We start from the raw sequence: 25,658 nt of genomic DNA on the forward strand, positions 1-25,658 counted from the left end.
GCGGTGGGTCGGGCTGGCGGGCTCGACACGGCCGCCGAGGACGGGAGCGGAGTCACCGGGCCGGGTGCGGCGACGGGCCGCGGCGGTGCCGGCAGCGCCGCCCACACCCCCGCCCCGGCGACGAGCACGAGCCCGACCAGGACGGCGACCCAGACCAGCCGGCGGCGATCCCGCGCGGGCTGGTCGAACAGCGGGGTCACCGGCAGTTCCACGGTGGCCGGGCCCTCGGCGCGGCGCAGGTCGACCTCCCGGAAGGCCATCCAGTCGAGGATGGCGGGCAGCCGCCCCGAGACCGCGTGCTGGTAGTAGCGCTCCCGGTCGGCCCGCTGCCCGACGGACCACCGGCCGTGCTCAAGGGATTCGGTGACCGACAGCCGGCAGCCCTCGACGGTGCTGGTCAGGGTGCAGGTCAGCCGACTGAGCCGGCCGGCCTCGTCACAGCGCAGCACGAGCGCCTCCGGCTCGCGGTGCTCGACCACCTCCACGTCGACGGCGACGTCGAAGCCCGGCAGACCGGCGGTGTGCAGCAGCAGCCGGTCCGGCGTCCCGGTGTCCGCAGAAACCTCGGTGAACCAGCGGACGAGCAGGTCCGGCCGGGTCAGCGCACGCCAGAGCCGCTCGGCCGGGTGGGCCAGGTCCGCCTGCGCGCTGATGTCGGTCATGGCGAAACTGTACGGACGGCGACAACCCGCCGCGGCAACGGGATCGACCGCCACGAAAGACCACAGTGGAGACCACGATGGACGGTCGGGCACCCCGATCGTCGCGCGGACGCGGACGGTCAGTCGCCACCGGACCACGAGGAGGTCCGGTAGACCGTCCCCCGACCGGGCTGGTCCGTGTCCACCGGCACTACCCCGCGATACACCTGGTCCGTCCCGGATTGCGGGGTGGTGGAGCGGGCCTGCCGGGCCCGGCGTATCCGGGAGACCACGAACCAGCCGGCAGCGACCGCACAGACGACGATCACCACCCGCTGGAAGGAGCCGGCGTACGCCTCGACCAGGTGCCAGTTGTCGCCGAGCAGGTATCCGGCCAGCACGAAGGTGGTGTTCCAGATCAGGCTGCCCAGCGTGGTGAACAGCAGGAACGTCCCGATCGGCATCCGCTCCACCCCCGCCGGGATGGAGATGAGGCTGCGGAAGATCGGAATCATCCGCCCGAAGAACACCGCCTTCACGCCGTGCCGCAGAAACCACGCCTCGGTCCGGTCGACGTCGCTGAGCTTCACCAGCGGCAGTCGGGCCACCACGGCCCGCATCCGGTCCCGGCCCAGGGCCGCGCCGATGCCGTACAGTGCCCAGGCGCCGACCACCGAGCCGAGGGTGGTCCACAGGATCGCCCCGATCAGGCTGATCCGACCCTGGGCGGCGGTGAACCCGGCCAGTGGGAGGATCACCTCGCTGGGGATCGGCGGGAAGAGGTTCTCGAGCGCCACGGCCAGCCCCGCGCCGGGTCCACCGAGCCGTTCCACCAGACCGGTGACCCAGCCGACCGGCCCGTCGGTGGGCGGTGCGGAAGCGGACAGGACCATGGTGGGGCTGAGCGCCGGAGGGGTGGGGATCATGCGACAAAACTACGGGGCACTGCGCCCTTCGACCACGGCCGTGTCCCACCGCGACACAGCAACGGCGCCCTGCGCACGTCACTGACCCCGGCCGTCGTCCACCGGCCTGCGTCCCGACGGCCCCGGGCCGCCGCTGTCCGCGTACCGCCGGCGGCCGCGGCGGGTGGCGGCCGGACGGCACGCCGGTGGTACGGACCGACGCGGAGCCCGGCGAGGTCGTCCGATCCCCGCTGGGTTGACCGCATTTTCCGCCTCCGGGGTGGGCGGGGCAGCGCGGCGGCCCGGCTGGGGCATACGGTGGACCGGTGACGGTGCCGCTCGCCTCCGGACGGGACGCCGACGTCTACGCCCTCGACGCCCACCGGGTGCTGCGCCGCTATCGCGCCGGCGGGGACGTACGGCCCGAGGCGGACGTGATGCGATACCTGCACCGCCTCGGGTACCCGGTGCCCGAGGTGTGGCGGGCCGAGGGCTGTGAGCTGGAACTGACCCGGCTGTCCGGCCCCACCCTGACCGAGGCTCTGCGCGACGGGGACATCGACGTACGTACCGGTGCCGACGTCCTGGCCGACCTGCACCGGCGGCTGCACGCCCTGCCGGCCCGGCTCTCTGACGACCCGGCCGACCGGGTGCTGCACCTCGACCTGCACCCGGGCAACATCCTGCTCACCGAGGACGCCCCGGTCGTCATCGACTGGCGCAACACCGCCGAGGGCCCGCCGGAGCTGGACACCACGACCACGGCGCTGATCCTCGCGGAGGTCGCCACCGATCCGGGCGAGCCGTTGGCCGCGACGGCGGAGCAACTGCTGGCCGACTTCCTGGCCGAGGTCGGCACGGCCGGCCTGCTGGACGAGGCGGTCGCCCTGCGGGCCAGGACGGGGCCGCACGGCCCGGACACCCTGGCCCGGGCGGCGGCCCTGGTGGCGCGGGTCGGGCGAGGTTGATTCCCGGCTACAGCTCGTCGCGCAACCGGGCCAGGATCTCCGGCGTACGCTCCGGTGGCTCGGCCTCCACACAGAGCCGTTCCATCGCCACCGCGTAGTAGTCGAGGTCTTCCCGCTTGTCGAGGTAGATGGCGCTGGTGAGCTGCTCGATGTAGACGATGTCGGGCAGGTCGTCGTCGCCGAAGCGCAGGATGGTGAAGGCGCCTCCGGCCGCGGCGTGTCCGCCGGCGGCGAACGGGACGACCTGCAGCCGTACGTGTGCGGCCCGGGTCGCCTCGATGAGGGCGTCCAGTTGCCCGCGCATCACCTCCAGCCCTCCGATCGGGCGGCGCAGGACCGCCTCGTCCACCACCGCCCACAGCTGCGGCGGCTGCTCCCGGCGCAGCAGCGCCTGGCGGCGCAGCCGTAGCTCGACCCGGCGGTCGACCTCCTCGGTCGAGGCGTGCCCGTGGCCGAGCAGGACCACGGCCCGCGCGTAGTCTGCGGTTTGCAGCAGCCCGGGGACGAACTGCACCTCGTAGGTGCGGATCAGCGAGGCCGCCGCCTCCAGGCCCAGGTACGACTGGAACCACCCGGGCAGCACGTCGCCGTAGCGGTGCCACCAGCCGGGACTGTTGGCCTCCCGGGCGAGCTTGAGCATCGCCTCCCGTTCCTCGGGGGCGGTGACCCCGTAGAGGGTGAGCAGATCGGCGACGTCGCGCTCCTTGAAGCCGACCCGGCCCAGCTCCATTCGGCTGATCTTGGATTCGGAGGCGCGGATTTCCCAGCCGGCGCCCTCCCGGGTCACTCCGCTGGCCTCGCGCAACCGGCGCAGTTGGGCCCCGAGCAGCATGCGGAGCACGGTGGGCCCGGTGGCGGGACCTCCATCCGCGATAGCCATCGTCACGTGCCGCCCTCCGCCTGCGCAGCCTACGTCCGTCGACCACCCCGGACCCGGCCGACGTGTAAGCATGCCATGGGCCGACCGTGAGGTGTACCGCACTGGCGGACGATTCGGCCGGCGGGGAGACCGACCGGGGTCAGCCGATGAGGTTGTCGAAGTCCCCGTCGCGGGCGCCGAGCACGAAGGCCGCGATCTCGTCCACCGTGTAGATCAGCGCCGGCCCCTCCGGGTGGCGCGAGTTGCGCACCGCGATCCCGGCCCCGCCCGGGAGCTCGGCCAGCTCCACGCAGTTGCCGCTGGGGTTGCTCCGCCGGCTCTTCTGCCACCGCAGCGGCGGGAGCTGGGTGACCGGTACGCCGTTCTCAGGCTGCTGCATGCGCGGTCTTTCTGTGCGGTGAAGGGCTTCCGGTGTCGCGGGTGGACAGGGCGGCGGCGAGAGGAGGCGCGGCACCGGAAGGACTGTGCTGCACGTGCATCTGCTATTGCATCTGCATCGGACAGCGAGCATGATAACCCACGTGTGCGCGGTACCCACCCGCTCACTCACGGTTACCTCACCCGGTAGCCATCAGGAGAACCGACGGCCCGGCACCGCGTGCGAGGGCCGACACCGTCCGGCTGTGCGCCGACGCCGCGAGGGAGGTCTCGTGCCGGATCCGTTGAGTGTCGCTTCCGGCATCTCCGCGGCGGGTGCGCTGGTGTCCCTGTGGCAGCTGCGCCGCCGCGCCCTGCGCGCGGAGGCCGAGATCGCCCACCTGCAGGCCGAACTCGCGGCGGAGCGGCACGCCGCCAGCCACGACCCCCTCACCGGGCTGCCCAACCGCCGGGCCTTCTACCGCATCGCGGCGGCCCTGCTCACCGACGCGGGCGGGCAACCGCTGATCGCCGTGGTAATCGACCTCAACGACTTCAAGCAGGTCAACGACCGGTACGGCCACGCCGCCGGTGACCAGGTACTGGTCTGCGTCGCTCAGCGACTGACCGCGTTCGCCGGGGACAACCTCGTCGCCCGCCTCGGCGGGGACGAGTTCGCCGGGCTACTGGCCACACCCACCGTCGACCGACGCTGGATCGACCACGCCACCCGACGGCTCTGCGAGGCGATGGCCGCGCCGATCCCGCTGGGCGGGCGCAGCCTGCGGGTCACCGCCTCGGTCGGCCTGGCCCCGGTCACCGGGCCCAGCCAGCTCGCCGAGGCGCTCAGCGCCGCCGACGCCGCCATGTACCGGGCGAAGGGCGTCGCCGGTCGCCGGGCCCCCCGACAACTCACCGAAACCGCACGCCTGGCCGAGTGCTGACCTGCGGTACGGACGGGTCAGCGCCAGCCGTAGCCGGCGCGCAGCGCCTGCCCGACCCGGTCGAACCGGCCCCGGTCCAGCACCGCGCCCTCGCGCCGGATGCTGTCCTCACGCATGGTGAGCACCCGATCCAGGCGCACCCAGCTGGGACGGCTGTCCCGGTCCCACTCCCCCGGGCCGAGCGCCAGCCAGTGCCGCTGGCCGTCGCGCTCACCCTGACTGGACAGCATCAGGCCGAACAGGGTTCGGCTGTGCCGGCCCACCACCAACACCGGGCGATCCTTGCCCTGCCGAGGGTCGTCCTCGTAGGGCACCCAGGTCCAGACGATCTCACCGGGATCGGCCTGACCGTCCAGCTCCGGGGCGTACGTCAGCTCCCGGCGCTGCAACGCGCTCACCTGGCGACGCCGGGCCACCTGCGCCGGAATCGTGCCCGGCGGCACCACCCTTCCGGTCACCTGACCCAGGCGAGCGGCCACGTTCCTGAACAGACCTGCCACGGCGGGCAGCCTAGCCCGCCGGTGACCGCGACGGCGAGGGTGGGCACAGTGGAGGACATGACGACGACCCTGCACACCCCGTTGGCCCGCTACGCCGCCCGGCTGCACGCCGGTGTCGGCGACCGACACCACGTGGCCTCCCCGCTCGGCGCGTGGCTGCTGCTCGCGCTGGCCGCCCCGGCCACCACCGGCGGAGCCCGCGCCGAACTGGACGACGCCCTCGGCCTCGACGCGACCACCGCCGCCGGTTTGGCCGCCGCGCTGGTGGACACACCGCACCCACTGGTGCCGTCGGCCACCGCGGCCTGGCACCGCACGGGGTACGACCCGCCGCCGCTGGCCGCCTGGCGTGCCACGCTGCCCCGGAGCACGGCCACCGGGCCGCTGCCGGACCAGGCCGGCCTGGACGCCTGGGCGCGGGAACACAGCCTGGGCCTGATCGACCGGTTCCCGCTGACCGTCACGCCACGGGTGCTGCTGGCCCTGGCCAGCGCCCTCGCCACCCGGATCTCCTGGGCCGAGCCGTTCCACCTCGCCCCCGGCCGGGCGCTGGGCCCGACCAGCCCGTGGGCGCAACGACTCGGCCAGGTGCTGCGGGCCCCGGAGCACGGGCACCGGGCCTGGATCTCGTCGACCGGTCCGGCGGGGGACGTCGCGGTGCACGCCGCGCCGGCGGTGGCGAGCGATGACGCGGGGCTGGTGGTGGTCTCGGTGGCCGCCGATCCGGCGGTCCGCCCGGCCGCCGTGCTCGCCGCCGCGTACGAGGTGGCCGCCGGCGCGGTCGACGACGCCGCGCCGGCGGACCGCCGCAACCTGTTCGACCTGCCGCTCGGCGACGGGCCGGCGTGGTCGCTGCGGGAGGAGCCGGTGCACACGTTCGCCCCCGACGGCCGCGAGGAGCGGCACCAGGCCGTCCTGCCCTGCTGGTCGGCGTCGGACGAACACGACCTGACCGCCACGGCGCTCGGTTTCCCGGCCGTGGCCCGCGGCTTGGGTGGGCTGCTCGGTGTGGCGGATCTGGGCGTCGAGGTACGGCAGGCGGCGATGGCCCGCTACGGCCGGTACGGCTTCGAGGCAGCCGCGGTCACCGGGGCGTTCGCGCTGATGAGCCTGCCCCCACCGGGGGTGGCCCGGATCGCCGAGCTGCGCTTCGGCCACCCGTACGCGGTGGTGGCGGTGGCCGTCGACCGGCGGGGCGGGACGGGCCCCTGGCACGGCGTGCCGGTCTTCTCCGCCTGGGTGGCCGACCCGCAGGAACCGGCGGCGGCCGATCTGGAGGACCCGCCGCAGGCCTGACGGAACCGGGAGGTCGCGGACGGCTCACCCGTCGCGCGGCCCCGGCTCCGGGGGCTCGACCCCCCGGGTGAGGCGACCCGGCAACTGGGCCATCAGGTCCTCGAACTCGCCGACCGTCACCGCCTCCCGCAGCGTGGCGAAGACGGCCCGGACGCCGACCTGGGCGGTCGCCGGCTCCACCCCGGCCCGGTCGGCCACCCGACGCAGGAACTCCACCGGCCCGAACGTGCCGGCCTGCTCGACCCCGGTCGGGCCCGTCGACTCGTCGAGGTAGGCGCTCAGCTCGTCGGGTAGCTGCGCGGCCAGGTCGTCGGCCTCGCCGGCCTGGACCCGCTCGGCCACCGTGCGCAACACGGCCCGGGAGATCGCCGCCGCCTGCTCGGGGCGCAACTGCGCCCGACGGGCCACCGCGTCGACGAAGAGGGGAAACCGCACGCGGGCGGGTACCCGGCCGCACCGGCGGCAAACCGTCGCCCGGTGAACGTCGCCCCGCGGGCCACGCCACGCATCCGCGCGGCCACGCCTCGAAACGCCGGGACGGTAGCGGCTGTTCGAAAGCCGGACCACTCCGTAGCATCGTGCACGGGCCCACTGAATCGGGTACGGGGAGGCTGCGGCGCGCGACGCGCGTCGGCCAGAGGGTGTGCCCGAGCATGCCCTCGTCCGTATCCACGACAGGCAAGGGAGCCGGAATGGATCGTGTCGGTCAGGACACTGCGGCGAGCACCCAGGGAGAGGACTACACCCGGCGGCTGCAAAGCCTTGCCGGCGCCCGCTGGAAGCGGTGGCTCGACGTGCAGGCGCCGTACCGGTGGAACCTGCGCCGGCTGCACCTCGGCCGCACCCTCGACGTGGGTTGCGGGCTCGGCCGCAATCTGGCCAACCTCGGTGGCGACGCGGTCGGGGTGGACCACAATCCCACGTCGATCGCCCATGCCCGGGCCGCCGGGCACGAGGCGTACACGGTCGACGAATTCTTCCGCTCCGCGCACGCCCGACGGGACGCCTTCGACTCGTTGCTCGCCGCTCACCTGCTGGAACACCTGCCCGCCGGTCAGGCGCGGGAGGTGGTCGCCTCCTACCTGCCGTTCGTCCGCTCCGGCGGCACCGTCGTGTTCATCACCCCGCAGGAACGGGGGTACGCCAGCGACGCCACCCACGTCCGGTTCGTCGGGTTCACCGAGGCCGCGGAGGCGGCCCGTGACCTGGGGTTGACCGTCGTGCGGCAGTACTCGTTCCCATTCCCCCGGTTCTTCGGCAAGCTTTTCACCTACAACGAGTTCGTCACCCTGGCCCGGCGGCCCTGACCGTCGCGCCGTCCATCCGGGCGGCGACTCAGGCGGGGGTGGTGACCGCCCGGGCGGCGGCGGGGTCGAGTGGGCTGCCGGCGGGCACCAGATCGACCAGGCCGGCGGGGAGCCGCACCGGCCGCACGTCGCGGTAGCCGAGCATCCGCAGCACCTCGGCGTCGGCGAGCACGTACCGCCGGCCCAGGTCGGTGACGACGGAGACCGCGCCACCGGTGGCGCCCGGCGCGGCGACGGACTCGACGACGGCTCCCCGACCGGGCTCGACCACCACGTGGTCGGCCAGCACCCCCGCGTCGCCGCGGCCGGACACCGGCCCGGCCAGGTCGGGCACGTCCGCGCCCACCCGTACCTCGTCGACCTCCCCGGCGTCCGCGACCCGGACACAGAGCCCACCGTCAGCACCGGTGAGGCGGGGCGGGACCGCCGGCGGCGCGGTCGGGCCGGCAGGGACCAGGTCCGGCACCTTGGGCAGGGCAGCGAACCGACCCAGGGTGACCGGCTGGGGCTCGCCCTGGCCGGTGCGGGCCATCAGCAGGGCCGCCTGGAGTTCGGTGATGCCGGCCAGACCGGCGGGTTGGACGACGGCGTACTGGCGGCCACCGCCAGAGTTACTGACCAGATAGACGTCGCCGACCGTCGCGCCGGGCACCGCCGTGGAGCGCCGTCCCAGCTCGGGCAGCGCCAGCGGGGCCAGGTCGGCACCGGCGGGCAGCGCGTTGAGCAGCGCCGGCGCCACCGGCACCGCCCGTTCCCGGGTGGTGGCCAGCGCCGCCAGCACCCGGCTGGTGTCGCGCAGCAGGTGGCGGCGGTTGCCCCAGATCAGGTGCAGGCCACCGTCGGGGTGCCGGACCAGCACCCCGTCCTGGCTGGTGGACCGTCCGCCGTCGGCGTCCCGGCCGATCAGCACCACCGAACGGGGCACCGACCGGCCCGCCTCGACCGGCGTGACCGAGCAGACCGTCCACGGGCCCGTCGAGAGCCGCCCCCGCGCGGGCAGTGAGTCCGGGGCGTCGGCGATACCCAGCGGCAGGCCACGGGGCACCCCGGCGATGGAACGGCGGGAGACCAGCACCGTCGAGGATCGCTCCGCGCCGATGATCAGCAGCGCCGAGGCGTAGTTGAGTACCGGATGCAGCTTGCCGTCGCGGTAGACGAACCGGGCACCGGACTCCTTCTCCACGATCACCGCGCCCGGGTCGCGCCACTTGTTGCCGCCGCCGGCGAACAGGCCGTAGAGCGCGAAGCCCCCCAACGCGATGGTCGCCACCAGCACGCTGGCGACGCCGGCGCCGGCCAGCCGGCGAAACGGGGACTGCGCCGGGTCGGTCTCCCGCATGACCAGCGCGGCGACCGCCCGCTGGACGGTGAACTGGTACGAGTGGAGCTGGTCCTGCCGCGACGGCATGGCGTCCCTTCCGGCGAGTCGTCGGGGCCAGGATAAGCGGTGCGTCGATGCCTTGGAGACCCTGCGTCGCCGTCCGCCACCGCTCGCCGGCCCCAGGGGCCAGCCGCGAGGTCGAGGTACGCGGCGCGGCAGGGGTGCACGGGTAGCATCCGGCACGACGACGACGGCAGGGAGGCCGGGTTGGGCATGCGTTTTGAGGAGTTGGCCTGGCGGGAAACCCCGATCGGGGCCATCAGCCTGCGTCGCCGCCACGATCCGGCCGTTGGCGTCGACGTGTTCGAGGTGAAGCTCGACGACGAGTTTCTGATGTCCAGCCTCTTCCCGGTGGCGGAGATCGAGCTGGCCCGGCTGGGCCTGGCGCCGCTGGTGGGTGACGCTCTGGACGTGGTGGTCGGCGGGCTCGGCCTCGGCTACACCGCCCGCACCGCGCTGGAGGATTCCCGGGTCCGCTCCCTGGTGGTGGTCGAGGCGATCGAGGACGTGATCGACTGGCACCGGCGACAGTTGCTGCCGTTCGCCGCAGGGCTCGCCCCGGATCCGCGTACCCGGTTCGTGCGGGCCGACTTCTTCGCCGCGGTGGCCAACGGTGCCGGCCTCGACCCGGAGCACCCGGGCCGCCGGTTCCACGCCGTGCTGCTGGACGTCGACCACTCCCCCCGGCACCTGCTGCACCCCAGCCACGCCCCGTTCTACACCCCCGACGGGCTGCGTCGGCTGGCCCGAGGGCTGCATCCCGAGGGGGTGTTCGCGCTCTGGTCGGACGACCCGCCGGACGACGGGTTCGGCGCGGCGTTGGCCGAGGTGTTCTCCACCTGGCAGGCCCACGTCGTGCGGTTCGCCAACCCGTTGACCGGCGGCGAGTCGGCCAACACCGTTTACGTCGCCCGGCGCTGAACCGCTTCTCCACCTGACCGCGGCATGTGGCCTGGCGACGTGGGTATGCACGCACGTGGGTCAGGCGGTCACCCGGGAGGTGCAGTGTGCGGGCCATGCTCTGGGTCGTCGGCGTCATCGCCGGCGCGATCATCCTGTTGGGACTGCTCCTGGAGGCGGTGCGGTGGCTGGCGATCATCGGCGGTGTCGCGTTGATCGCGGTGATCGTGCTGGCGTTCCTCCGCGGACGGCAGGCGATGCACCGACACTCAGCCGGCCGCTGACGCGGCCGAGGAGAACCCTGCCACCCGGGCGAGGGCGGCCCCCTGTGGCAGGGTGTCGGCATGCCCGCACAGACCACAGTAGTCGCACCGATCCGCTCCGGTCCGGCCCGTGTCGTCACAGAGGTGTTCGCTCCGGCGGTGTGGGCGGCGCTGATGCCGCTGGTCGTGGCGGTGCACGCCACCGCGCCGGCGCTGTCTGCCGGCCTCGGCTGGGGACTGTTGGCGGTGCTGTTCAACAGTGCCGTGCCGTACGCGGTCATCCTCTGGCAGGTGCGGCGCGGCCGGCTCACCGACCACCACATCGGGCGGCGTGAGCAGCGCCGCAAGCCCCTGCTGTTCGGCCTGACCTCGGTGCTGGCGGGCCTCGCGGTGCTGGTGGCGCTGGGCGCACCCCGACCGCTGGTGGCCATGGTGGTGGTGATGTTCGCGGTACTGCTCGTGGTGACCGCGGTCAACCAGGTCTGGAAGCTCAGCGCCCACGCGGCGGTCTCCGCCGGCTCGGTGTCCGTGCTGGTGATCCTGTTCGGGCCCGCGCTGCTGACGCTGGCCGGGCTGGTCGCGCTGATCGGCTGGTCCCGGGTGCGGCTGGGCGACCACACCACGGCTCAGGTGCTCGCCGGCACGACGGCCGGTGTGCTGGTCGCCGCGCCGACGTTCCTGCTGCTCGGCTAGGTGGTACGACGGTGGGCCGTCCCGGCTGCCGGGACGGCCCACCCCCGTTGCGTCGGCTCGCGAGTCAGCGGGTCGCGCAGATGGCGTACGACCTCAGGTTCCAGTTCCCGGCGAAGACGTCCTCCTCGTAGGCGCCGGAGGTGACCGAGGTCGGAGCGATGGCGGCGCTGCCGTTGGGCCGCAGGTCGTCCACCACCACCTCGCCGGTGCCGCCGGTCATCTCGAACCCGGTGCCGGTCAGCACCTGACCGCTGCCGCAGCTCGCGGTGACGAAGCGGGAATCGGTCGAGTTGTTGGCGCTGACCGCCGTGAACCTGACCAGCCCGGGTACCGGGTTGGCGCAGATCGCGTACGCGGTGAGGCTCCAGTTGCTGGTGAACGTCTCCGCCTCGTACGCCCCCACGGTCACCGCCGTGGGCGCGGTGACCGTGCTGCCGTTGGGCGTGAAGTCGTCCACCACCGCCTCACCCGTGGCACCGGCTATCTCGAAGCCGGCGCCGGTCATCACCTTGCCCGTCGGGCACGCGGCGGTGGTGCCGTGGAAGTCGTTCGAGTCGGTGGTGCCCGCCGCCGAGACGCGGACCAGCCCGGCCAGCGGGCTGGCGCAGACCGCGTACGCGGTGACGGTCCAGTTGCCGGCGAACGGGTCCGCCTCGTACGCCCCCACGGTCACCGCCGTGGGCGCGATGGCCGCGCCACCGTTGGGCGTAAAGTCGTCCACCACCACCTCGCCGGTGGCCCCGTCGACCTCGTAACCGGTGCCGATGAGCACCTTTCCGGCCGGGCAGGTGGCCGTGACGCTGCGGAAGTCGTTGGAGTTGCTCGCGCTGACCGCGGAGATCCGCACCAGGCCGGGTACGGCGGCCGAGGCCGGGTTCGGGACGGCGACCACGCCCGTGACGGTGGCGCCGAGCACGAGGACGAGGGTGGGCGCGGCGATGCGCCGGATTCCGGTGTGACCTGACATGTGTTGCTCCTGTTCCATGACCCGCGGCTGCGCCGGTCGGCCGACCAGCCGGTGCCGTTACGGTGCGATCACGGTAGGCAACCAAGCGACCAGGCATTATCTAAAATCCGACTACTGCCAGTAGCCGACGGAAGGGGTCCTATCCGGATTGAACGGTCATATCATCTTCTGCCCGTCTTGCGGTTCCCATCGCGGTCCGCCCGCCGGTTGTCGCACCCGGCGGCCATCATGGTGGGCGCGCGGGGCGGTCCCGCGGTCGAGGGAGTTCCGATGGCCGAGGTCCTGCTGTTCCACCACGCACTCGGGCTCACGCCCGGGGTACGCCGCTTCGCCGCGCACCTGACGATGGCCGGGCACACCGTCCACCTGCCCGACCTGTACGAGGGCCGGATCTTCGACGACCTGGCCGCCGGCGTCGCGCACGCCCAGCAGGTCGGCTTCGGCACCCTCGTCGAACGGGGCCGGCACGCCGCCGAGGGGCTGCCCGAGACGCTGGTGTACGCGGGCTTCTCCCTCGGTGTCCTGCCGGCGCAGGCCCTGGCCCAGACCCGCCCCGGCACGCGGGGGGCGGTGTTCGTCGAGGCGTGCCTTTCGGCCACCGAGTTCGGCGACGGATGGCCGGCGGGCGTGCCGGTGCAGGTGCACGGGATGGACGCCGACGCGGTGTTCGTCGACGAGGGCGACCTGGCCGCCGCCCGCGCGCTGGTCGACGAGGCGGCCCGGGGTGAACTGTTCCTCTACCCCGGCAAGCGGCACCTCTTCGCCGACGACGGCCTGCCGTCCTACGACCCGGCGGCAGCCGCGCTGCTCGTCGACCGGGTGCGGGGCTTCCTGAGCGCCGTCGGCTGACTGCTCCGGTCAGCGGACCGCCGTGGTGGCCACGGCGACCGCGGTTTGCCCGAACACGTCGGCGCCGCCCACCGGGTACCCGGTGGGCGGCGCCGTGGTCGGTGGTTCAGGCCCCGGTCGGGGCCAGGCTACGGGCGGGAACGCCGTCGGCCGACTGCGTCGACCGCCGGTTCGGTAGCGAGAGGCGGATGACCTTCCACCAGGCGGAGGCGACCTGCTTGGGCAGCGGCCCGGTGGTGTACTTCAGCCCGTACCGGTCGAACAGCGCCCGCACCTGCGGGGCGATCTCCTGGTACCGCTTGCTGGGCAGGTCGGGGAAGAGGTGGTGCTCGATCTGGAACGACAGGTTGCCGGTCATGATGTGCAGCAGCCGGCTGCCGCTGATGTTGGCCGAGCCGAGCATCTGCCGCAGGTACCACTCGCCCCGGGTCTCGCCCTCGATGGAGGTCTTCTCGAACGTCTCCACGCCCTGCGGGAAGTGTCCACACATGATCACCGAATGGCTCCACAGGTTGCGGATCAGGTTCGCGGTGAAGGTGGCGGCCAGGGTGGTGAGGAACGACGGACCGGACAGCAGCGGGTGGATCACGTAGTCCTTGAGAACCTGCCGGCGGATCTTGCGGCCGACGGCGCGGACCCGGGCCCGGAACGCCGGGTCCCTGTGCCGGCCCTTCTGCAGGTTGCGGCCCAGTTCCAGGTCGTAGGCGGCGATGCCGTACTCGAAGAAGCACGCGTTGACGAAGTTCCACAGCGGCTGGCCCAGGTGCATCGGGTGCCACCTCTGGTCCTCGTCGACGCGCATGATGCCGTAGCCGAGGTCGTTGTCCTTGCCGAGCACGTTGGTGTACCGGTGGTGCAGCTCGTTGTGCGAGTGCTTCCACTGGTCGGCCGGGGAGACGTGGTCCCACTCCCAGGTGGTGGAGTGGATCTTCGGGTCGCGCATGAAGTCGTACTGGCCGTGCAGGATGTTGTGGCCGATCTCCATGTTCTCCAGGATCTTGGCGATCGACAGGCCGAGGGTGCCGACCACCCAGGCCGGCGGGAAGAGCGAGAAGAGCAGCACGGCCCGGCTGCCCACCTCCAGCGTCCGCTGGGTCTTGATGACGGTGCGGATGTACCGCGCGTCCGCCTCGCCGCGCTCGGCGAGCACCCGGTCCCGGATGGCGTCGAGCTCCTTGCCGATGATCTCGATGTCCGCGGCGCTGAGGTGCGCGATCGGGTTGTCCGGCTTCTTCTGGATCACGGTCACGTCGGCCTCCGGTCTACAGTTCGATGTCGCAGGTACCGGCCGCCGCCGACACGCAGGTCTGGATGAGGACGCCGTCACCGGGGACGGCGGTGGTGAGTTCGCCGTTGCGCAGGTCGCGCACCGCGCCCTGGCGCAGCGGGACCACGCAGCCGTAGCAGATGCCCATCCGGCAGCCGGACGGCATGAGCGCCCCGGCGGCCTCCCCCGCGTCCAGGATCGGGGTGGCGCCGTCGGCGGCCACGGTGAGGCCGGTGCGGGTGAAGGTGACGGTGCCGCCCTCGCCCGGGGAGATCACCGTCGGTCGGAACCGCTCGGTGTGCAGCCGCTGCGCTACACCGGCGGCGCTCCAGTGCCGCTCGGCCGCGTCGAGCATGCCCATCGGCCCGCACGCCCAGGTCTGCCGCTCCAGGTGGTCGGGGACCAGCCCGGCCAACTCGTCGACGCCGAGCATCCCGTCGGTGTCGGTGTGCCGTTCCAGCAGCCGGATCGCGCCCTGCGCGGCGAGGGCCCGCAGCTCGGTGCCGAAGACGACGTCGTCGGCGGTGGGCGCGGAGTGCACCACGACCACGTCCGAGCGGGTGTGCGCGCCGGCGCGCAGCATGCCCATCACCGGGGTGATGCCGCTGCCGGCGGTCAGGAAGAGCACCCGGGCGGGGGCGGGGTCGGGCAGCACGAAGTCGCCCTGCGCCTGGTCGAGGTGGATGATCGTGCCGGGCCGCAGCCGCCGGACCAGGTGGTTGCTGACCTTGCCGTCGGGGATGGCCTTCACCGTGACACGGATCCGGCCGTCGGGGCGCCCGGGGGCGGAGGTGAGCGAGTACGCGCGCCACTGCCGGACCCCGTCGACGTCCACGCCGAGGCGGACGTACTGGCCGGGGGTGTGCCCCCGCCAGTCCCGGCCGGGCTGGATGGTCAGGGTGGCCGCGTCGCGGGTCTCCGGGTCGACGGCGAGGACCCGGCCGCGCAGCGCCGCCCCGGCGCGCAGCGGCGCGATCAGGTCGAGATAGTCCTCCGGCAGCAGCGGGGTGGTGACCGTCGCGGCGAGCCGGAGGAGCCGGTCGCGGACGGAGGTCCGCGTCGGGGAACGCGGAACGGTGGTGGTCATGTCTCCAGGGTCGTCGCCGGTACGGATAACATCTTGACCAGCGAAGGTGAATCGGGCACGGGTTCTTGTTCGAGGTGAACAACATGACCGACGACTGCGGGGCCACCTCCCACCGGGCGGCCCACCTGGAGCTGGACGAGCAGGTGGCCGACCGGCTGCGCGACCGGCTGTCCGTGGTCGCCGAGCGTACCGTCACCGCGATCACCGCCGAGGTTCCCGACTACTCCGGCACCCTCACCGGCCAGATGCGCGACAAGATCGAGAATGCGGTACGCATCGCGCTCGGCACGTTCCTCCAGCTCGTGGTTCGGGTTGAGGATGCCGACCCGAGCACCCCACTGAACCGGGCGCTGGAGGCCGCGTACGCGCTGGGCAGCGGCGAGGCCCGCTCGGGGCGGAGCATGGACGCGCTGCTGGCCGCGTACCGGGTGGGTGCCCGGGTCGCCTGGCGGGAGGTTTCCACCACCGCCGTACGCAACGGCCTGTCCGCCGAGACCGTCGCCGAGTTCGCCGAGCTGCTGTTCGCCTACATCGACGAGTTGTCGGCCGCCAGCGTGGCCGGGCACGCCGACGAGTTGGCCAGTGCCGGCCGGATGCGCCGCCGCTACCTGGAACGGCTCGCCCAGCAGCTACTCGCCGGGGAGCCGGAGGACGTGCTGCGCCGAAGCGCCGAACGGGCCGAGTGGCCGCCCCCGCAGACGCTCACCGTCGCGGTGCTGCCCCGCAGCAACCTGCGGGCCGTGCTCGCCGTACTCAACCCGCACACCCTGGAGAGCGGGGAGGACCTGCCCGGGGTGGAACTGGCCGAGGAGCCGGCGGTGCTGCTCGTCCCGGACATGCACGGCGCGCGCCGCCGCCGGCTCGTCACCGCGCTGCACGGGCACCGGGCCGCGCTGGGCCCGGCCCGGCCGTGGACCCGGGTCGCCGAGTCGTACCAGCGGGTGTTGCGCACGCTGGCGCTCGGCCTGGACCGGCCGGCGGACGGGACCCCGCTGGACACCGAGGCCCACCTGGCCCGACTGGTGCTCGGCACCGACCCGGCGGCCCTGGCCGACCTGCGCGAGCAGGTGCTACGCCCGCTGGCCGGGTTGGCCCCGGCGACCGCCCAGCGGCTCACCGAGACGCTGCGCTCCTGGCTGCTGCACCAGGGGCGGCGCGACGACGTGGCGGCCGACCTCTTCGTGCACCCGCAGACCGTCCGCTACCGGATGGGCCGCGTCCGCGAGTTGTACGGCGATCGCCTCAACGACCCGGCGACCGTGCTGGACCTGACCCTGGCGCTGGCCTTCCCGCCGCAGTCGTGACGCCCCACCGCCACCGTCGGCCTGGCCCATCCGGCCTCGGCCGCCGGTTGGTCCGGCTCGCTGCCCAGCGCGGTCGCCAACGCGCCAGCCGATTGCCCCCAGTCCCGCGAACCGGCGTTCCGGGATCGCGGCCTCCGCAACGCCGGACACCCCGACCGGCCACAGTTCCCAAATACATCGACATCCATTAAAGTCTTAGGGGTGAAGACGCTGATCCTGCGCCCGGCCAGGTGGATCACCCTCGCCGGGGCACTGGTCCTGGCCGCCGCGGCGGTCGCCGTCCTGCCCGCGCCGGCCCGCGCGGCCGTCGCGGCCTTCGAGAGAGAGAGCGAGTGGTCGACCGGCCACGTCGGGAAGATGACCGTCCACAACAACACGCCGGCGACGATGGCGGGCTGGCGGGTGGAGTTCGACCTGCCGCCCGGCACCAGCATCAGCCACCACTGGAACGCGGAACTGGCACGGGTCGGCACGCGCTACGTCTTCACCAGCCTGCCGTGGAACGGCACCCTCGGCCCGGGCGCCTCGACCAGCTTCGGCTGGGTTTCGACCGGCACCGGCACCCCGCAGGCATGCCTGGTCAACAACGCACCCTGCGCCGGGGCTCGCCCGGACGTCAGCGCCCCGACCACCCCGGCGAACCCCCGCACGAGCACCGGGAGCCAGACGTTCACCCTCCGGTGGGACGCCTCGACCGACGACCGCGGCGTCGACCGGTACGAGATCTTCTCCAACGGCACTCAGATCGCCACCACCACGGAGACCAGCCACACGATGCCGCCCCCGCCGCCGATGGTCTTCACCTTCGGCATCCGGGCGGTCGACGCCGCCGGCAACGCGTCCCCGTTCGCCATCATCAAGTTGGGCGCGGTGCCCGACAGCCAGCCCCCGAGCACGCCGACCAACCTGCGGCTCACCGGCCCCCAGGACGGCCACTACCGGATCACCTGGGACGACTCCCGGGACAACGTCTTCGTCGCGGGGTACGAGGTGCAGCAGTCCGGCACCGTGTCCGGCGTGAGCTGGGTCGGCACCCCGTTCGCCTACGGCGTGTCCCGTGGCTACGGCACCTACGCGTTCCGGGTTCGGGCCTTCGACAGTTCGGGCAACTTCTCGGCTCCGGCGTACATCGGGATCGCGGTCGACCCGCCGCCGCCCACTCCGTAGCCGCGTCACCCTCGGCCGGTACGGCCGGCACCGGGCAACGGGATCCGTCCGGCGTTTCCCGGTGGTCAGGTCGTTGACGACACCCTCTGTCACATGGTGTGCTCACTGCGCACGATTGGTTGGCAATGGTTGTCGTTTCTACCCGAGGAGAAGTGCATGTCGCTCACCGTCCCACCCACCCTGTTGGACGCCGCCGAGGCCGGCCCGGTGTCGGACGCCGAGTTCGTCGCCTGCGTCCGCGACTCCCTGCCGTACGCGTGGCAGCTGGTCAGCGGGGTCGTCGACGACCTGCGGTCGTCCGAGGCGGAGTTCGCCGACAACGTCGTCCCGCCGCCGAGCGAGGCGGAGCGGGGCCAGCTGCTGCGGGCGCTGGCCAGCGACGCCATCCGGGGCGCCCTGGAGCGGCACTTCGCGGTGAAGCTCGCCTTCCAGAACTGCCACCGGGTCGCCGCGTTCCGGCTGTCGGCGGTCGGCTCGGACGCGTACCAGAAGTTCGTCTCGACCCGCGGCCAGCTGCTCAACCAGTCCCCCGAGCTGCGTGACTGCTGACCTCCCGGCGCCCCGGCGGGCAGGGTGGGGGGTCGACGCCCACCTTTTCCTGCTCGCCGGGCAGCACCCCGGCGCCAGCCACTCCGAGGCGCTCGCCGACGCCCACGCGTACGCCCTGGCGGCCGAGGCCGCCGGTTGGGCCGGCGTCTGGCTGGCCGAGCACCACTTCGTGTCCTACGGGGTCTGCCCCTCGGCGACCGCCTTCGCCGGGTACCTGCTCGGCGCCACCGCCCGGATCACCGTCGGCACGGCGGCGTGCGTGCTCTCCGACCGGCACCCGGTCGCCCTCGCCGAGGAGGCCGTCCTGCTCGACACGCTCTCCGGGGGCCGGTTCCGCCTCGGCGTCGGTCGGGGCGGCCCGTGGGTGGACCTGGAGGTCTTCGGGACCGGACTGGGCCGCTACACCGACGGTTTCGCCGACGCCCTCGACGTGCTGGGCCGCTGGACCTCCGGCGCGGCGACGGTGAGCGGCAACTCCCGCTTCCCGTTCCGCCCGGTGCCAGTGGTTCCCCGCCCCACCCGGGCACTGCCGGTGTGGGTGGCCGCCACCTCCCCGCCGACGGTGGAGCTGGCCGCCCGGCACGGTTTCCCGCTGCTGCTGGGGATGCACGCCGACCTGCCGGAGAAGGCGGCGATGCTCGAGCGGTACGCGCGGGTCGCCGCCCGGCACGGCCACGACCCCGGCCGGGTGCCGCACGCCAGCGCGCATCTGGCGTACCTGGCCGACAGCGACGAGCAGGCCGCCCGGGCGGTCCGGGCGGGGCTACCGGGGTTGCTGGCCGGCGCGGCGGAACACCAGCGCATCGACGGCTCCTCCGGGCCGGGCCGGGATCCCCTGCGGTACACCGAGCACCTGATCGACATCCATCCGGTGGGTGCGCCCGTCCGGTGCCGGGCGGCCGTGGCCCGCGCCGCGGCCCTGCCCGGCGTACGGCATCTGCTGTTCATGGTGGAGGCCACCGCCGATCGGGGCCGGACCCTGCGGACCATCGACCGGTTCGCCGCCGAGGTGCTGCAAGCCGGGACCGGCGCCACCGGCAGCTCCGCCGCGATTCCGACAAACGACACGATGGGGGCTTCCGTCACACCGGCCGGGACGGCCGACTAGAGTCACCATCATGGAAACGGTTCCCATTACTGGAGTGCGGGAGCAGGGACGATGAAGATCGCATTCGTCGGCAAGGGCGGCAGCGGCAAGACGACGCTGGCCGCTCTCGTCGCCCGCCACCTCGTCGCGACCGGCCGTCCACTGCTGGCCGTCGACGCCGACATCAACCAGCACCTGGCCGCCGCGCTCGGCGCGACGGCGGAACAGGCAGCCGGGTTGCCCCCGCTGGGCGAAGGGCTCCCCCGGATCAAGGAGTACCTACGCGGCGGAAACCCGCGGATCAGCTCGGCGACGGCCATGGTCAAGACCACCCCGCCGGGGGCCGGCTCGCGGCTGCTACGGGTGATCGAGGAGAACCCCGTCTGGACCGCGCACGTGCGCGAGGTCGGCGGCGTCCGGCTCGCCGTCACCGGTGCGTTCACCGAGCAGGACCTCGGTGTCGCCTGCTACCACTCCAAGGTGGGGGCGGTGGAGCTGATCCTCAACCATCTGGTCGACCTCCCCGGCGAGTACGTGGTGGTGGACATGACCGCCGGGGCGGACTCCTTCGCCTCCGGCCTGTTCACCCGCTTCGACCGCACCTTCCTGGTCTGCGAGCCGACCCTGCGCAGCGTCGGCGTCTACCGCCAGTACGCCGCCTACGCCCGCGACTACGACGTCGCCCTCTCGGTGATCGGAAACAAGGTCGAGGACGACGCGGACCTGGCCTTCCTGCGCGAGCACGTCGGCGCCGACCTGCTCGGCCACCTCAGCCGCTCGGCCTACGTACGGCGGGCCGAGCGCGGCACGGTCGGCCCGCTGGACGAGCTGGAACCGGCCAACCGCGCGGTGCTGGACCGGCTGGTCGACCAGGTCGACGCCACCGCGCAGGACTGGGCGGCGTTCACCCGGCACGCCCACGAGTTCCATCGGCGCAACGCCGCGGCCTGGGCCAACGAGCGGGCCGGGACGGACCTGACCGCCCAGATCGACCCGGACTTCGTGATGGGCCCAGCGGCCATCCGGTCCGTCGCCCCGACCCCGGTCTGAGCCGCGAGGGCGGGTAGCTGCCCTGCCCGCCCTCGCAACCGCCGGGGAACACGACGCGGGCCACGCCACCCCGGCCCGCCTTCCCGCGCCGACCGGCATCACCCCGCACCGAAATGTCGGCACCCCGCGTCGCTTCGCGCCCGTACTGGCCTCTCGTGGCCGGCGATGCCGCTCGATACACTGTGGCCCCGCCCGGCGCCGGCGCAGCAGGTTCGTCGGCGAGTGTGCCGTGACCACCGTGGACCCGGCCGCCCAGCCCTGGTGGTGAGAACGGAGAGAACGTGGTCGCACCCGAACACACCGGCACCGTCGATCCCGGCGGGGCACCTCCCGCGACCGCAGAACCGGCACCGGCACCGGCACCGACCGGACCTCCCCGCAACCGGCTCACCGACCGGATCGGCTCGGTGGAGGTGCTCGCCGCGCTGCTGATCCTGCTCATCGCCCTGCGTGAACCCCTCGCCGCGTTGCTCTCCGCGCCCTCGCTGGCGACCTGGACCACGGTCTTCGTCTCGGTCATGGTGCAGGCGGTGCCGTTCCTGGTCTTCGGGGTGCTGCTCTCGGCGGTGATCGCGGTCTTCGTCCCGCGGTCCTTCTGGGCCCGGGCGCTGCCCCGCCATCCCGCGCTCGCCGTGCCGGTGGCCAGCGCCGCCGGGGTGGTGCTGCCCGGCTGCGAGTGCGGGTCGGTACCGATCGCGGGCTCGCTGATCCGCCGGGGCGTCACCCCGGCCGCCGCGCTGGCGTTCCTGCTCGCCGCCCCGGCGATCAACCCGATCGTGCTCACCGCCACGGCGGTGGCCTTCCCCGCCAACCCGGAGATGGTCCTCGGCCGGGCCGTGGCCAGCCTGATCGTCGCCGTGATCATGGGTTGGCTCTGGCTGCGGCTGGGGCGTACCGACTGGATCCGCCTGCCGCACCGGCCCGACCTGGACGACGCCCGCCGCGGCGTCGCGTTCTGGTCGGCCGTGCGGCACGACATCGTGCACGCCGGCGGCTTCCTCGTCATCGGTGCGGCGGCCGCCGCCAGCATCAACGTCCTGGTGCCGGAACGCTGGCTGCAGGCCCTCGCCGACGAGCCGGTCCTCGCGGTGCTGGCGATGGCGGTGCTCGCCGTTCTGCTGTCCATCTGCTCCGAGGCGGACGCCTTCGTCGCCGCCTCGCTGTCGCAGTTCTCGCTGACCGCCCGGCTCACCTTCCTGGTGGTCGGACCGATGGTCGACCTCAAGCTGATCTCCATGCAGGCCGGGATCTTCGGGCGCGGCTTCGCCGCCCGGTTCGCCCCGGCCACGTTCGTCGTCGCGGTCATCGTCGCCGCCGTCACCGGGATGGTGTTGCTGTGAACCGTCAGGCCCAGGCGTGCGTCCTGCTGCTGCTCGGCGGGGCGGTGCTACGCGCCAGCCTCTCCGACCTGTACCTGCGCTACGTCAAGGAGGGGCTGCGTCCCTTCCTGATCGCCGCCAGTCTGCTGCTGATCGCCGCCGCCGTGATGACCCTCTGGTACGAGATGCGGCCCGCCCTGCGCCGGTCCTCTCCCGCCACGTCCTCTCCCGCCACTGATGCCGCGCACAGCGACCACGACGACCACGGGCACGCTCACCACGAACCGCGGGTGGCCTGGCTGCTGATCCTGCCGGCGCTCGGCCTGCTGCTGGTCGCCCCGCCGGCCCTTGGCGCGTACGCGGCCAACCAGTCCGGCACCTCGCTGGCCGCCGGCGGGCTCCCCGAGTACCCTCCGCTGCCCGACGGTGATCCCGCCACCATCACGGTGTACGACTACGCGGTCCGTGCCGTGTTCGACAAGGGGCAGTCGATCGGCGACCGGCGGGTCCGGGTCACCGGCTTCACCGTCGCCGGGGCGGACAAGCAGCCCATCCTGACTCGGATGCGATTGTCCTGCTGCGCCGCAGACGGCCTGCCCACCAAGGTCGGGCTGAGCGGCGGCAACACCCCCACCGGGCTCGCCGACGACACCTGGATCGAGGTGACCGGCCGCTACACCAGCCGGATGGGGCGAGACCCGATCAACGACTTCGAGATCCCGTACCTGGAGGTGGAGAGCTGGCGGCAGGTGCCGGCCCCCCGCGACCCGTACGAGTGACCGGCTCCGGGCCGCGACGCGGTAGGGGCTGTGCGCGCGTACCGAGGATCTTGCGCTAAGCTGTACCGGCTGCCGCGGGGAGCAACACGCGGGAGCATCGGGACGTGGCGCAGCTTGGTAGCGCACTTGACTGGGGGTCAAGGGGTCGTCGGTTCGAATCCGGCCGTCCCGACAGCACGGAAGGGCCGTCACCTGGGGCTGTTTCCCCTGGTGACGGCCCTTCTTCCGTGAGCTGAAACAGGCTGTTTGGCGGCCACCGCCTCGTTGGGTTGGGGACCAATCGGGGACCAACAGGCGCTGGGAGTAGCCGGACAACACGCGATCGGCCGACTAAGGATGTCGTCCACCCAACCTAGGATTCGTTGATATGGATCTCGGGGAAGCACTGCGCGGTGTGCATACGAACGCCTACGACCACTCGCAAGGGAGGGACCAGCCGGCTCAGCGACACTTACAGAAGGTGCGACGCGAGCTGTCTCCCCTAGTGCCGCCGGGGATGAAAGTGCTCGCCAGCGGCGCGGGTCAGAGCTTGCCCGTCGTGCCCTGGATCGCGGTGCTTGACCCCGACGTCACGACAACCGCGCAGGAAGGCCTTTACGTCGTTTACCTGTTTCGGAAGGACCTGTCCCGGGTCTATCTCAGCATGAACCAAGGCGCGACCCAGCACCAACGCAGGGCTGGTGAGAAGGGTCTGAGGGGTGTGGCCCAAGATCGGGCCGCGCTGGCAGTGCTACGCAACGAAAGCAACCTCATGCGTAAACATCTAAGCGACGAGGCCCTTGCCGGGCTGGCCGAGACGATCGAACTGGGGGCGCCGCGGAATCGGTTCCTGCCCTGCGGCTATGAAGAGGGCAACATAGCCGCAATCGAGTACGATCCAACGCAGCTGCCAGACGAGCAGATATTGCGAGCCGACCTCACGCGGTTCCTCGCGCTCTACGACGCCTGCGTAGCGATTAAGCGCGAAGTCTTAGCGACTGAGCCCGGGCTGATTGAAACGACGGCCGAGTCGGAGAAGTCGAAGCCGAAGTTCAAGCCCAAGCCGCCTGCGTTCCGTCCAAAGACACCCGCGGACTACCGAGCCCGCATGAAGGCGTACCTCCAAGAGCGTAAGCCTCGCCATGAAGCGCTGCTCAACGACTTTGCGGCGCAAGCCAAGAGCCTTGGGCTGATACCAGCTAACAACGCGCACCCCTGCGATCTCACAGTCGAGGGCCAGGGCAAACATTGGCTAGTGGAGGTAAAGACGGTAGGAGTGAATGCGGAGCATGCAGTCCGCGACGCTATCGGACAGCTTTTCTCCTACCGGCACTTCTGCTACCGAGAGAACGGACGGCCTGATCCCTCGTTGGTCGCGTTGTTCTCCGAACCCGTCGGCGATGCTCTAGTGGATCTGTTGATGTCGCTGGGCATCGAAGCGATCTGGCGCGACGGTGCTCAGTGGCGTGGAGGTGCACCGACCGGCGGAGACAGCTTGCTCGCCGCGGCGGTGCCGCCGAGCCCCAACATGACCTAAACGCACTGCGGCGCCCGCCTCTCCTCTCGGACTGGCGGGCGCCGCAGTGGTTAGACCGCGCGCAGCTGCGGGATGCGTTTGCGAGCGAGGTGAGCGCTGAGAGCTGCGCCCGCATCCGTAATCGACTGCCGGTCCGGGTGTAGGTACCGCTGGGTCGTGGTCAGCGATCCGTGTCCGGCGATCTTCCGTAGGACGTGCACCGGCACGCCTGCGTCAGCCATCCAGGTAAGGCCGGTGTGCCGTAGGTCGTGCCGGCGTAGGTGCTCGTATCCCAGCTTGGTGACAACTTCATCCCAATGCGTCGCGTCTCGCAGCACGGCGGTACTGATCCGGCCGCCACGCGGACCGGTGAACAGCCGGGCATCGGGCGTGGACACCGCGTCCAGGCGCTGAGCGACGATCGGCCGTACCTCTTCGATCAGTGGCACGGTCCGTGCGCGCTTTCCCTTGGTGCCCTTGTCGATCAGGCCGCCGGGGCTGGGTGTGGTCTGCCGGCGTACCGTCCACATCCACGTTTCCCGGTCGATGTCCTCGGCCCGCACTCCAGAGACCTCGCCGATTCGTGCCGCTGTGCAGGCTGCGAATATCACCACATCGGCCCACCCGGTGAAGCCGTTCGCGGACCGTTCGACCAGCGCGCCGGCAAGCGCGATCAGGGATTCCCAGTCAGGCAACGCCAGCGACCGGGGGTCGTCCAATTCGTCTGCGGCTCGCTGGTACTCGCGTTGCCACCCGGTGACCTGCGCCGGGTTGCGCGGGATAATGCCGTCGCGCACGGCCTGTTCCATCACCCGGACCAGCACAGCGAGGCTGTTCTTCACCGTAGATCGGCTGCATTCGTCAGCGATCCAGGAGTGAACCGCCCGGTCGACCGCGCCATTGGTAATCATGCGAACGGGAATGTGACCGAGCGTCGGCACCACCCGCTTGCGCCAACCCGCCAGGTACGGATCAAGCGTCTTGCGTTCCAAGCCGCGTAGGGCCAGCGTCATCACGCTCTCGCCGTACTCCGTGAGCCGCTTGGTAGCGGCGATCGGGTCGACGCCACCCTGTGCAGCGCTGACCATGCCGTCGATCCAGGCTTGCGCCTCTTCCGGGGTACCGACCGTCGTTGACTTGGACAGCCGGCGCTTGCTGGTCGGGTCGGTCCACCGCACCCGCGCCCGGTAGGGCCGATCGCGGCCGGGCCGGTGCTCGACATCGGCGGCCAGGCGCACGCCGATCGGTGGTTGCTGAGGCGAGGCCATCAGGCCGCCTGCGGGTAGACACGACGGGCCGACAGCCAACGCTCTACGTCGGCCGTCGCGTACTTCACTACCCGGTCGGAGATCTGGATGAAGGGCGGTCCTTGCAGGGGCTGGAGCGTGCGCCACCGCCGGATGGTCGACGGGTCGACGTCGAGCAGTTCGGCAAGCTCCTCGGTGGACATGAACGGCTTGGGAGAGAGGCGGATGACGTTGCTTCCTTCCTGGCGGTCGGTCGTGTCTGCGGGCTGATTCTGCGGCACGAGTCGCACGGTGAACGCCTTTCCGGGTGCGGGCGGGTACTGCGCTGGACAGAGGGGCGACGCTCTCAACAGGCGATAGAGCGACCACTGAGAGCGCCGTTGAGGCAAGATCTTCGATGGGCTGGTGTCTTCATGGCCGGAGTCTCTGTGTGGCTCTGAGCGGGCCGGTCTGCGC

Annotated in this window: 28 protein-coding genes and 1 tRNA gene; 17 read left to right on the forward strand and 12 right to left on the reverse strand. The window is 72.3% G+C overall.

Going from position 1 to position 25,658, the window contains the following annotated elements:
• Together E1182_RS04945 and E1182_RS04950 are read right to left on the reverse strand one after the other, a co-directional pair.
• Positions 1–662, reverse strand: a 662-nt coding sequence (locus E1182_RS04945) for an SRPBCC domain-containing protein (protein WP_207921274.1), incomplete at its 3' end; no start/stop codon positions are given.
• A 119-nt stretch (positions 663–781) separates the two neighbouring features.
• A complete protein-coding gene (locus E1182_RS04950) occupies positions 782–1,567 on the reverse strand; it encodes a DedA family protein (protein ID WP_132261435.1) in 786 nt (261 codons plus the stop codon).
• A gap of 305 nt (positions 1,568–1,872) precedes the next feature.
• On the opposite strand from E1182_RS04950, the gene E1182_RS04955 reads away from it, so the two are divergent.
• Positions 1,873–2,514 (forward strand): phosphotransferase, encoded by a 642-nt coding sequence (locus E1182_RS04955; RefSeq protein ID WP_132261436.1) that lies wholly within the window; start codon positions 1,873–1,875, stop codon positions 2,512–2,514.
• 7 nt (positions 2,515–2,521) lie between these two features.
• On the opposite strand, the gene E1182_RS04960 is transcribed toward E1182_RS04955, so the two are convergent.
• The gene (locus E1182_RS04960; RefSeq protein ID WP_132261437.1) at positions 2,522–3,346 is read right to left on the reverse strand and encodes a helix-turn-helix transcriptional regulator; all 825 of its coding nucleotides are present in this window, start codon (positions 3,344–3,346) and stop codon (positions 2,522–2,524) included.
• A 187-nt stretch (positions 3,347–3,533) separates the two neighbouring features.
• Positions 3,534–3,773, reverse strand: coding sequence for a DUF397 domain-containing protein (locus E1182_RS04965; protein ID WP_132261438.1), 240 nt, complete (start codon positions 3,771–3,773; stop codon positions 3,534–3,536).
• A 271-nt stretch (positions 3,774–4,044) separates the two neighbouring features.
• On the opposite strand from E1182_RS04965, the gene E1182_RS04970 reads away from it, so the two are divergent.
• Positions 4,045–4,695, forward strand: coding sequence for a GGDEF domain-containing protein (locus E1182_RS04970; protein WP_132261439.1), 651 nt, complete (start codon positions 4,045–4,047; stop codon positions 4,693–4,695).
• Positions 4,696–4,712: 17 nt separating this feature from the next.
• Here the strand turns inward: E1182_RS04970 and E1182_RS04975 are convergent, their stop codons facing one another.
• The gene (locus E1182_RS04975; RefSeq protein WP_132261440.1) at positions 4,713–5,195 is read right to left on the reverse strand and encodes a type II toxin-antitoxin system PemK/MazF family toxin; all 483 of its coding nucleotides are present in this window, start codon (positions 5,193–5,195) and stop codon (positions 4,713–4,715) included.
• Positions 5,196–5,252: 57 nt separating this feature from the next.
• On the opposite strand from E1182_RS04975, the gene E1182_RS04980 reads away from it, so the two are divergent.
• Positions 5,253–6,491 carry a hypothetical protein gene (locus E1182_RS04980; RefSeq protein WP_132261441.1) on the forward strand — a complete coding sequence of 413 codons (1,239 nt, stop codon included), beginning with the start codon at positions 5,253–5,255 and terminating at the stop codon, positions 6,489–6,491.
• A 24-nt stretch (positions 6,492–6,515) separates the two neighbouring features.
• On the opposite strand, the gene E1182_RS04985 is transcribed toward E1182_RS04980, so the two are convergent.
• Positions 6,516–6,926, reverse strand: a complete 411-nt coding sequence (locus E1182_RS04985; RefSeq protein ID WP_132261442.1) for a DUF2267 domain-containing protein — start codon at positions 6,924–6,926, stop codon at positions 6,516–6,518.
• Positions 6,927–7,183: 257 nt separating this feature from the next.
• On the opposite strand from E1182_RS04985, the gene E1182_RS04990 reads away from it, so the two are divergent.
• Positions 7,184–7,798 carry a methyltransferase domain-containing protein gene (locus E1182_RS04990; protein WP_207921275.1) on the forward strand — a complete coding sequence of 205 codons (615 nt, stop codon included), beginning with the start codon at positions 7,184–7,186 and terminating at the stop codon, positions 7,796–7,798.
• 28 nt (positions 7,799–7,826) lie between these two features.
• Here E1182_RS04990 and eccB read toward each other — a convergent pair whose 3' ends face one another.
• A complete protein-coding gene (eccB, locus tag E1182_RS04995; RefSeq protein WP_132261444.1) occupies positions 7,827–9,206 on the reverse strand; it encodes a type VII secretion protein EccB in 1,380 nt (459 codons plus the stop codon).
• A 186-nt stretch (positions 9,207–9,392) separates the two neighbouring features.
• Here eccB and E1182_RS05000 point away from each other — a divergent pair, with 186 nt between their 5' ends.
• From E1182_RS05000 to E1182_RS05005, 3 genes are all read left to right on the forward strand, one after another.
• Positions 9,393–10,100, forward strand: a complete 708-nt coding sequence (locus tag E1182_RS05000; protein ID WP_243706042.1) for a spermidine synthase — start codon at positions 9,393–9,395, stop codon at positions 10,098–10,100.
• Between the two features lie 95 nt (positions 10,101–10,195).
• Positions 10,196–10,363: a hypothetical protein gene (locus E1182_RS30885; protein ID WP_165942518.1), complete on the forward strand. Its 168-nt coding sequence runs from the start codon at positions 10,196–10,198 to the stop codon at positions 10,361–10,363.
• A gap of 60 nt (positions 10,364–10,423) precedes the next feature.
• Entirely contained in the window at positions 10,424–11,035 is a 612-nt protein-coding gene (locus E1182_RS05005; protein WP_132261446.1) for a phosphatase PAP2 family protein, read from the forward strand.
• Between the two features lie 64 nt (positions 11,036–11,099).
• Here the strand turns inward: E1182_RS05005 and E1182_RS05010 are convergent, their stop codons facing one another.
• Positions 11,100–12,002: a hypothetical protein gene (locus tag E1182_RS05010; RefSeq protein WP_132261447.1), complete on the reverse strand. Its 903-nt coding sequence runs from the start codon at positions 12,000–12,002 to the stop codon at positions 11,100–11,102.
• Between the two features lie 270 nt (positions 12,003–12,272).
• On the opposite strand from E1182_RS05010, the gene E1182_RS05015 reads away from it, so the two are divergent.
• Complete coding sequence (locus E1182_RS05015) at positions 12,273–12,851, forward strand: dienelactone hydrolase family protein (RefSeq protein ID WP_132261448.1); 579 nt, start codon at positions 12,273–12,275, stop codon at positions 12,849–12,851.
• Between the two features lie 106 nt (positions 12,852–12,957).
• On the opposite strand, the gene E1182_RS05020 is transcribed toward E1182_RS05015, so the two are convergent.
• Both E1182_RS05020 and E1182_RS05025 read right to left on the reverse strand, forming a co-directional pair.
• Positions 12,958–14,100 (reverse strand): acyl-CoA desaturase, encoded by a 1,143-nt coding sequence (locus E1182_RS05020; RefSeq protein WP_132261449.1) that lies wholly within the window; start codon positions 14,098–14,100, stop codon positions 12,958–12,960.
• A 13-nt stretch (positions 14,101–14,113) separates the two neighbouring features.
• Positions 14,114–15,205 carry a ferredoxin reductase gene (locus E1182_RS05025; RefSeq protein ID WP_132261450.1) on the reverse strand — a complete coding sequence of 364 codons (1,092 nt, stop codon included), beginning with the start codon at positions 15,203–15,205 and terminating at the stop codon, positions 14,114–14,116.
• A gap of 83 nt (positions 15,206–15,288) precedes the next feature.
• Here E1182_RS05025 and E1182_RS05030 point away from each other — a divergent pair, with 83 nt between their 5' ends.
• The 9 genes from E1182_RS05030 to E1182_RS05070 all read left to right on the forward strand — a co-directional run bounded on the left by E1182_RS05030 (position 15,289) and on the right by E1182_RS05070 (position 23,976).
• On the forward strand, positions 15,289–16,509 hold the full coding sequence (locus tag E1182_RS05030; protein ID WP_132261451.1) for a CdaR family transcriptional regulator: 1,221 nt from the start codon (positions 15,289–15,291) through the stop codon (positions 16,507–16,509).
• A 201-nt stretch (positions 16,510–16,710) separates the two neighbouring features.
• A complete protein-coding gene (locus tag E1182_RS05035) occupies positions 16,711–17,676 on the forward strand; it encodes a cellulose binding domain-containing protein (RefSeq protein WP_165942519.1) in 966 nt (321 codons plus the stop codon).
• A 156-nt stretch (positions 17,677–17,832) separates the two neighbouring features.
• The gene (locus E1182_RS05040; RefSeq protein WP_132261453.1) at positions 17,833–18,225 is read left to right on the forward strand and encodes an SCO5389 family protein; all 393 of its coding nucleotides are present in this window, start codon (positions 17,833–17,835) and stop codon (positions 18,223–18,225) included.
• Positions 18,215–19,333 carry an LLM class flavin-dependent oxidoreductase gene (locus E1182_RS05045; RefSeq protein ID WP_132261454.1) on the forward strand — a complete coding sequence of 373 codons (1,119 nt, stop codon included), beginning with the start codon at positions 18,215–18,217 and terminating at the stop codon, positions 19,331–19,333. The genes E1182_RS05040 and E1182_RS05045 overlap by 11 nt, the downstream gene beginning before the upstream one ends.
• Positions 19,334–19,384: 51 nt before the next feature.
• Entirely contained in the window at positions 19,385–20,362 is a 978-nt protein-coding gene (locus tag E1182_RS05050) for an ATP-binding protein (protein ID WP_132261455.1), read from the forward strand.
• Between the two features lie 281 nt (positions 20,363–20,643).
• Positions 20,644–21,702: a permease gene (locus E1182_RS05055; RefSeq protein ID WP_132261456.1), complete on the forward strand. Its 1,059-nt coding sequence runs from the start codon at positions 20,644–20,646 to the stop codon at positions 21,700–21,702.
• Positions 21,699–22,460, forward strand: a complete 762-nt coding sequence (locus tag E1182_RS05060) for a TIGR03943 family protein (protein ID WP_132261457.1) — start codon at positions 21,699–21,701, stop codon at positions 22,458–22,460. Before E1182_RS05055 ends, E1182_RS05060 begins: the two co-directional genes overlap by 4 nt.
• A 98-nt stretch (positions 22,461–22,558) precedes the next feature.
• Positions 22,559–22,632 (forward strand) — tRNA-Pro (locus E1182_RS05065).
• Positions 22,633–22,920: 288 nt separating this feature from the next.
• Entirely contained in the window at positions 22,921–23,976 is a 1,056-nt protein-coding gene (locus E1182_RS05070) for an MrcB family domain-containing protein (RefSeq protein WP_243706038.1), read from the forward strand.
• 50 nt (positions 23,977–24,026) lie between these two features.
• Here the strand turns inward: E1182_RS05070 and E1182_RS05075 are convergent, their stop codons facing one another.
• Positions 24,027–25,223, reverse strand: a complete 1,197-nt coding sequence (locus E1182_RS05075; protein WP_132261459.1) for a site-specific integrase — start codon at positions 25,221–25,223, stop codon at positions 24,027–24,029.
• Positions 25,223–25,405, reverse strand: coding sequence for an AlpA family transcriptional regulator (locus E1182_RS05080; protein WP_043720382.1), 183 nt, complete (start codon positions 25,403–25,405; stop codon positions 25,223–25,225). The genes E1182_RS05075 and E1182_RS05080 overlap by 1 nt, the downstream gene beginning before the upstream one ends.
• Positions 25,406–25,658 lie beyond the last annotated feature (253 nt).

Origin of the sequence: Micromonospora sp. KC721 (assembly GCF_004348355.1) — a bacterium.
GTDB lineage: Bacteria > Actinomycetota > Actinomycetes > Mycobacteriales > Micromonosporaceae > Micromonospora.

Bases quoted from the DNA above. Each gene is read 5' to 3' on its own strand.
- E1182_RS04950 (WP_132261435.1), bottom strand. From the start codon at position 1,567: ATGATCCCCACCCCTCCGGCGCTCAGCCCCACCATGGTCCTGTCCGCT.
- E1182_RS04960 (WP_132261437.1), bottom strand. From the start codon at position 3,346: ATGCTGCTCGGGGCCCAACTGCGCCGGTTGCGCGAGGCCAGCGGAGTG.
- E1182_RS04965 (WP_132261438.1), bottom strand. From the start codon at position 3,773: ATGCAGCAGCCTGAGAACGGCGTACCGGTCACCCAGCTCCCGCCGCTG.
- E1182_RS04980 (WP_132261441.1), top strand. From the start codon at position 5,253: ATGACGACGACCCTGCACACCCCGTTGGCCCGCTACGCCGCCCGGCTG.
- E1182_RS04990 (WP_207921275.1), top strand. From the start codon at position 7,184: ATGGATCGTGTCGGTCAGGACACTGCGGCGAGCACCCAGGGAGAGGAC.
- eccB (WP_132261444.1), bottom strand. From the start codon at position 9,206: ATGCCGTCGCGGCAGGACCAGCTCCACTCGTACCAGTTCACCGTCCAG.
- E1182_RS05000 (WP_243706042.1), top strand. From the start codon at position 9,393: ATGCGTTTTGAGGAGTTGGCCTGGCGGGAAACCCCGATCGGGGCCATC.
- E1182_RS30885 (WP_165942518.1), top strand. From the start codon at position 10,196: ATGCTCTGGGTCGTCGGCGTCATCGCCGGCGCGATCATCCTGTTGGGA.
- E1182_RS05005 (WP_132261446.1), top strand. From the start codon at position 10,424: ATGCCCGCACAGACCACAGTAGTCGCACCGATCCGCTCCGGTCCGGCC.
- E1182_RS05010 (WP_132261447.1), bottom strand. From the start codon at position 12,002: ATGTCAGGTCACACCGGAATCCGGCGCATCGCCGCGCCCACCCTCGTC.
- E1182_RS05015 (WP_132261448.1), top strand. From the start codon at position 12,273: ATGGCCGAGGTCCTGCTGTTCCACCACGCACTCGGGCTCACGCCCGGG.
- E1182_RS05025 (WP_132261450.1), bottom strand. From the start codon at position 15,205: ATGACCACCACCGTTCCGCGTTCCCCGACGCGGACCTCCGTCCGCGAC.
- E1182_RS05030 (WP_132261451.1), top strand. From the start codon at position 15,289: ATGACCGACGACTGCGGGGCCACCTCCCACCGGGCGGCCCACCTGGAG.
- E1182_RS05040 (WP_132261453.1), top strand. From the start codon at position 17,833: ATGTCGCTCACCGTCCCACCCACCCTGTTGGACGCCGCCGAGGCCGGC.
- E1182_RS05050 (WP_132261455.1), top strand. From the start codon at position 19,385: ATGAAGATCGCATTCGTCGGCAAGGGCGGCAGCGGCAAGACGACGCTG.
- E1182_RS05075 (WP_132261459.1), bottom strand. From the start codon at position 25,223: ATGGCCTCGCCTCAGCAACCACCGATCGGCGTGCGCCTGGCCGCCGAT.
- E1182_RS05080 (WP_043720382.1), bottom strand. From the start codon at position 25,405: ATGTCCACCGAGGAGCTTGCCGAACTGCTCGACGTCGACCCGTCGACC.